The organism is uncultured Selenomonas sp. (genome assembly GCA_905372355.1).
In the GTDB taxonomy this organism is placed as follows: Bacteria; Bacillota; Negativicutes; order Selenomonadales; family Selenomonadaceae; genus Selenomonas.
Genome location: CAJPOT010000003.1, coordinates 212280 through 218279, shown reverse-complemented (window position 1 = coordinate 218279; position 6000 = coordinate 212280). Strand labels below are relative to the sequence as shown.

Genomic DNA, 6000 nt, shown 5'->3' with positions numbered 1-6000 from the left:
TTGCGGAGCGCAGCAGACGGGGAGGGTTTTCGTCGTTTGCTGAATTCATGGATCTTCTCGTCCGCTTCGGCGTATCGCCGCATCATTATGCGGCGATCGGAAAAAAGGTGGTGGTTCGTTATGAGGCGGACCTTTCTGCGCGAGTGATTGATTTTTAAGGAGCATTGGATCGATTCGTGATTCTTTCAGGGGGTGACGACATGGCGACAATTCAACTGCGCATTTTCCCCGATGGGAAGGTGCAGGGGACGGTCGATGGCATCAAGGGGAAGCAGTGCACAGACTATGTGGAGATCATTGAAGAGCTCACGGCAAGCAGAACGTGGGAATCGCACTATACCGAGGATTTTTATGAGCATTCCATGGTTAGGCTGCAGGAAGAGCAATCCATTGCTGAAAGCGAGCCGGTCGTGAAAGCGTCTCACCATGAACGATGAATTCCTGCGGTTGCATCATTGCATCCTGTGCACACGGACGGAAGGGCCGGGCGTTCGCGCGGCGATCTGGGTGCAGGGCTGCCCGAATCACTGCGCGGGATGCGCTTCGCCTGATACATGGTCGTTTTCAGAAGGATATGAAAAGCGTGTCGGCGACCTGGCAGACGAGATCCTTGCCGTGCCGCATCTGGAAGGCGTCACCTTTGTGGGAGGAGAGCCGTTCTGCCAGGCCCGCGCTCTGGCCTCTCTGGGGCGGCAGCTGCAGCGAGAGGGGCTTTCCATCATTACGTTTTCCGGCTATACTCTGGCGGATCTGCGCGATAGGCACGAGGATGATGTGACAGGCTTGCTGTCCGTGACGGATGTGCTCATTGATGGCCCGTACATGGAGGAGCTTGCCTGTCAAGACCGTCCGTTGGTCGGCTCGTCGAATCAGGAATATCACTTTCTGACGGAGCGCTACGCCTTCCTTGAAGAGTTGTGGCGGGGAGGAAAGAACAAGGCAGAAGTTCGGATCATGCCCGATGGAAGGATCTCCGTCAATGGAATGCTGTGGGCGGATTCCATGAAGGGTTTGCTGTGAGTGCGCGAGGACTTTGGCTGGGCAGAGATGCCTTGGATGCGACTGCATGGGGAAAGAGTTGATTTGATGAGGTGTTGTGATGTATGCGGTAAAGATTGTGCGGACGATATGCGGTTCTGTCCTTCTTGCGGCGGGGAGCTGGTTTCGCCCGCAGGATTCATCGATATTGATGAGGTGACTTTTTGGAATTCATCCGCCAACATAAAACCCGAGCTGCATAAGGTTCGAGGGTTGATCCTGCATGATCCATGGGAGTGAGGAGAGTCTATGAAAAAGTGCAAGAGATGCAACATCGCATATCATGACGCGATTCGTTTCTGTACGAATTGCGGGGCGGAACTGCAAGCTGCGGCAAAACCTCCGAAGGGACCGACGAGGGAAGAGGTGCAGGCGCTTGCGAATGACTTGAAGAGCCGGTATGTGTTCTCCAGAGAGGTGTATTTCACGGGCGGCGGCGAGAAGGCGGAAGGGAAAATAAAGATGGCGAGCGCTTCTTATGCTGCACTGGCTGACGGAGAGATTCCCATACTGTGCGTAGATACCACGGTATTCGGCAGTGCAGACAACGGCCTCCTGGTGACGACTCGCGGCATACATATACAAGAATACCTCGAAACATACCACTTTTTCCCGTATGCTTCCATCAAGCACATAAGATTGGAAGGAAGCAAGATCGCGGTGCAAGGAGTACGCGCCCGGCTCACCCTCTCGAACAGTGAAAGCCGGATGCTGCTTTCCGTCCTGGAGAGAATAAGGCAGTATATCGCGGCGCCGCATTACGGTTCCACGAAAGAATTTGCGGATCGGTTGCGAAGCAGATATTCGTTTTCCTCAGAAGTGTATTTCTGGGGGGGTGGCGAGAAGGCTGATAAGAAGATAAACCTCGCGACTGCCGCTTACGCTGCATTGGCTAGTGGAGAGCTGCCACTGTTCTGCTTGGATGTGACGCTCTTCGGCGCTGGGGACGAAGGATTTCTGGTGACGACAAACGGTGTGCATGTGCGCGGAACATCCGGCTCGTATCGATTCGTTCCCTACGCGAAGCTCGAACATCTGGATCTGGACGACGATGTAATTGTAATCTGTGGGGAGAGAGTCCGCCCGCTGTTCTCCAAGGATGAGACGAGGCGACTGCTGTCCCTCTTGCAGGAAACGAGGCAGTACTTTTTAACATTGCAGAAAAAGTCTGAGGAAGCGAAGTCCGAGAAGGTGATGCAGCGACCTTCGGCCAGTTTCCCCGAAGAAGCACATGCCAAAGCACATGCGCCCTTGATTGATCTGAATCAAGCCACGGAGAACACTCTGGCGGAGTTGTTCTTCGTGAACCGGATCCTGGCAAAGCGGATCGTCGCAGAACGCGGAAAGAACGGCGGCTTCCGATCGATTGAGGATTTTGTTGCCCGTATGAACGTTACAAAGAACACCATTGCAGAAATTCGAGAAAAATGCTGCGTCAATGACCTGCCGCTGCCTGCAGCCAGAGGAAGGGAGCGGAATGTAGGGCGTATCATTGATTTCTAGACAGAAGGACAGGATTAGGCAGAGGAGGCGGAAGCAGTGAATATCGTAAATTTCAAAGCGTGAATCATATGGAGTGGATTTCTTGCGTTAGGACTCGCCTTTTTTCTTAGCGGCTGTATGTTGGATGCAGGAGATGCGCTGTCTGTGGAAGAAAAGAAAAATCCTTACGAGGCTTGCAAGGATGGCAGTCAGGGAGTCAACGGCTATTTGTTCTGGGCGACGATTGAAAAAACGCCTCAGGTTCATCAATTCGTAAAGAAACGATTGGATATGCAGAAGAAGACAGATAAGCTCCTGGAAAATGCGTCTTTGGAAAATGGCGGAGTTCGTCTGGAAATAGAATTTAATTTTTTTAGTCCGGATCAATTCAGAAAGAGAATCGAAAGAAAGAATGTTGGTCTGCAAGGGGAAGGAAGACGTCCGGCGTTAGTCTATATCGGCGAAATGAAAGATGATATGCCGGATGGTTTTGGTATCATATTGGTGGAGAACCATCTTGGAATAGTGCGGATAACCAACGAGGTGGCAAAAGCGGCAAAAGAAGGAAAGGAGAGCTACATTTTCGATATAGAGAAAAAGATGCAGGAACGGAAATTCAAAGATGAAGACTATTTCTACATGCTTTATCAGGGATATTTCTCCGAAGGTAGATATGATGGCTATGGTATTTTATATAGCGGGTATAATATGTCTGTGAAGGAGTATGAAAAAGAACCCGCCATATGGCCCTTGATTTTGCGTTATGAAGGGATGTTTTCCAAAGGGAACTTCAATGGCGAAGGAAATCTATATAATGACGTATTCAGGCTTGAGGAAAAAAATTCTCGATATGATATAAGAAAGAGCGGATTTGAAGTCTTCAGCGGTGAATTCATCGACGGGAAGAAGGATGGGAACTTCATTTATTACAGAGTTGAGGGCGAAGAGAAACCGACTGTCCGCAATATGAAATTCGACAGGGGAGAAGCTGTGAATGAGTAACGGCGCTTGATGTGGAAATCAAAAACTGCCGCACGCGGTCAGCGTGCGGCAGTTTTTGGCAAGCCCTATCCTTCGATGATGCTGTCCAGGGCAAGCTCGATCATGTCGTTGAAGGAGCGTTCGCGCTCTTCGGGCGTCGCGCGCGGCTCGTCGCAGGTGATGTGGTCGCTGACCGTGAAGATACCGAGCGCCTGTACGTCGAATTTGGCTGCAATCAGGTAGAGCGCCGCCGTTTCCATCTCGGCGGCGAGCACGCCGTAGCTGAGGAGTTTGGCGAAGTCGATCTCGTCGTCGTAGAAGCGATCCTGCGACAGCACGTTGCCGACGCGCACGGGCAGATGTTTTTCGCGCGCATGATGTACGGCACTTTCTAACAGCGAGAAATCGGCGAGCGGTGCGAAGTTGACGGATGTGCCGAAGATGTTTTTCGGCATGGAAGAATCCGTCGTCGTTCCCTGCGCGATGACGACATCGCGGATGTGGAGATCCTTGGCGAGCGCACCGCAGCTGCCGACGCGGATGAGCTTCTTTACACCGTAGACGTTGATCAGCTCATGCACATAGATGGCGATGGACGGCATGCCCATGCCCGTGCCCTGCACGGAAACGGGCGTGCCCTTGTAGCTTCCCGTATAGCCGAGCACATTGCGCACATGCGAGTATTCTTTAGCGTCCGTGAGAAAGTTTTCAGCGATGTACTTCGCACGCAGGGGATCGCCAGGCAGCAGAATGCGCTCGGCAATATCGCCGACTTCAGCGGAGTTGTGTGGTGTTGGCATGATGGACTCCTCCTTGGAATGGTATTCATAAGAATATTATAAGGGATGCACAGGAATTTGCAAGGGAGACAGAGAGAAGAAAATGCGCTATAATAGAACGTGCATAAACATATCATATAGGAACGATATACAAGAGAGTTCTGAGTTTATCCGTGCTTCCACGAGAAACGCAGGAAAAATCCAAGCGGAGGAAAAGAAATGAAGATTTCGACGAGAGGGCGATATGCGCTACGGCTCATGATGGATATCGCCATGAACGGGCAGAACGAGCCTGTGCGCATCAAGGATATTGCGCGAAGACAGGAGATCTCGGAAAAGTATCTGGAGCAGATTGTCTCCGTGCTGAACAAAGCGGGCTTCGTCAAGAGCAGCCGCGGACCGCAGGGCGGCTATCGCTTGATGCGTTCACCGCAGGAATATACGGCGGGCAGCATCCTGCATTTAATTGAGGGCAGTCTCGCCCCCGTTGCCTGTATGGACATGGAGGAGAACGACTGTCCAAGGCACGAACGATGTGCAACGCTTCTTCTGTGGCAAAAGCTGCATGAGGCAATGAAGGACGTCATTGATCATGTCTCGCTTGCCGATCTCATCGAGAAGCAAAGGGAACTCGATGAGAAAATCGATTAGCACTGCTCCCAAAAAGAAAATTCATGACAAAAATGCTTGAATGGTGTACACTTATGAGAGCATTATGAAATTGTAGGCATGTAGGTGATGGGATGTTCATCCATTCGATGTTTCTCTTGATAAAGAAAGACCTTGCCTTGCTTGAAGAAGAGCTTCTGCAGGCGGTCGTCTCGCCTGTAGATCGCATCACGGAGATCGGCACGCATCTTGTGAAGTCCGGCGGCAAGAGGCTGCGCCCTGCGCTCTTTTTGCTTGCGGCACGCTCCAGCAAGGATTTTGACGCGAAAAAAATGATGCCGCTCGCCGTTGCACTCGAACTGATCCACATGGCGTCGCTCGTCCATGACGATGTGCTCGATCATGCCGATACACGGCGCGGCGCGGTGACGGCAAATGCCATGTGGGGCAATCAACAGGCGATTCTCTCGGGCGACTACTTCTTCGCGAGAGCGTTTCTTCTCATCGTTGAGAACGGCTTCGGCGAGCGCGTTTCGAGGCGTATCGCGCAGCTCATCATGGATCTCAGCTCGGGCGAGATCATCCAGAACAAGGAACTTTATCGCGCCTCGCGTGATGTCGAGGAGTATTATGAGCGCATAGCGAAGAAGACGGCGAATTTCCTCGCCATCTGCTGCGAGCTTGGCGCCATCGCGACGAATCTCGGCGCGGAGGCGGAACGGGGGCTTCATGCCTACGGCAAGTACGTCGGTATGGCGTTCCAGATCACGGACGACCTTCTCGACCTGACCTCGAACGAGAAGAAGATCGGCAAGCCTGCGGGCAACGACATCCATGAGGGTATCGTGACTTTGCCCGTGATTCGTGCGCTTGAGGTCAGCTCCGAACGCGAAGAACTTCTTTCCATCGTGACGAATCCTTCGATGACGCGCGAAGACGTCGAGCGCGCACTCGCCATCGTGCGTGCTTCCGACGGCATTGAATATGCGCGTGCCAAGGTGCGCGAGTTCCTGATCGAGGCGAAGGAGGCTCTGCCTGCCGTTCTGCCCGACAAGGTGCGTGATACCTTCTGCAAGGCGGCGGACTACATCGCGAAGCGCGAATCGTAAGT

The 6000-nt window shown here is 52.5% G+C and carries 7 protein-coding genes; 6 read left to right on the top strand and 1 reads right to left on the bottom strand.

Going from position 1 to position 6000, the window contains the following annotated elements:
* Positions 1-200: 200 nt before the first annotated feature.
* From QZ177_RS03080 to QZ177_RS03065, 4 genes are all read left to right on the top strand, one after another.
* Positions 201-437: a DUF2997 domain-containing protein gene (locus QZ177_RS03080; RefSeq protein WP_294175491.1), complete on the top strand. Its 237-nt coding sequence runs from the start codon at positions 201-203 to the stop codon at positions 435-437.
* Positions 427-1020, top strand: a complete 594-nt coding sequence (locus QZ177_RS03075; protein WP_294175490.1) for a 4Fe-4S single cluster domain-containing protein — start codon at positions 427-429, stop codon at positions 1018-1020. Before QZ177_RS03080 ends, QZ177_RS03075 begins: the two co-directional genes overlap by 11 nt.
* Positions 1021-1287: 267 nt before the next feature.
* Complete coding sequence (locus tag QZ177_RS03070) at positions 1288-2541, top strand: helix-hairpin-helix domain-containing protein (RefSeq protein WP_294175489.1); 1254 nt, start codon at positions 1288-1290, stop codon at positions 2539-2541.
* Between the two features lie 144 nt (positions 2542-2685).
* Positions 2686-3522, top strand: coding sequence for a hypothetical protein (locus QZ177_RS03065; RefSeq protein WP_294175488.1), 837 nt, complete (start codon positions 2686-2688; stop codon positions 3520-3522).
* A gap of 65 nt (positions 3523-3587) precedes the next feature.
* Here QZ177_RS03065 and deoD read toward each other — a convergent pair whose 3' ends face one another.
* Positions 3588-4301 (bottom strand): purine-nucleoside phosphorylase, encoded by a 714-nt coding sequence (deoD, locus tag QZ177_RS03060; protein WP_294175487.1) that lies wholly within the window; start codon positions 4299-4301, stop codon positions 3588-3590.
* Between the two features lie 198 nt (positions 4302-4499).
* Between deoD and QZ177_RS03055 the strand changes: the two genes are divergently transcribed.
* A complete protein-coding gene (locus QZ177_RS03055; RefSeq protein WP_009645666.1) occupies positions 4500-4931 on the top strand; it encodes an Rrf2 family transcriptional regulator in 432 nt (143 codons plus the stop codon).
* A 92-nt stretch (positions 4932-5023) separates the two neighbouring features.
* Positions 5024-5998, top strand: coding sequence for a polyprenyl synthetase family protein (locus QZ177_RS03050; protein WP_265071730.1), 975 nt, complete (start codon positions 5024-5026; stop codon positions 5996-5998).
* Positions 5999-6000 lie beyond the last annotated feature (2 nt).

Excerpts from the sequence above, each read along its gene's own strand:
- QZ177_RS03055 (WP_009645666.1), top strand. The coding sequence starts at position 4,500 with ATGAAGATTTCGACGAGAGGGCGATATGCGCTACGGCTCATGATGGAT.
- QZ177_RS03080 (WP_294175491.1), top strand. The coding sequence starts at position 201 with ATGGCGACAATTCAACTGCGCATTTTCCCCGATGGGAAGGTGCAGGGG.
- QZ177_RS03075 (WP_294175490.1), top strand. The coding sequence starts at position 427 with ATGAACGATGAATTCCTGCGGTTGCATCATTGCATCCTGTGCACACGG.
- deoD (WP_294175487.1), bottom strand. The coding sequence starts at position 4,301 with ATGCCAACACCACACAACTCCGCTGAAGTCGGCGATATTGCCGAGCGC.
- QZ177_RS03050 (WP_265071730.1), top strand. The coding sequence starts at position 5,024 with ATGTTCATCCATTCGATGTTTCTCTTGATAAAGAAAGACCTTGCCTTG.
- QZ177_RS03070 (WP_294175489.1), top strand. The coding sequence starts at position 1,288 with ATGAAAAAGTGCAAGAGATGCAACATCGCATATCATGACGCGATTCGT.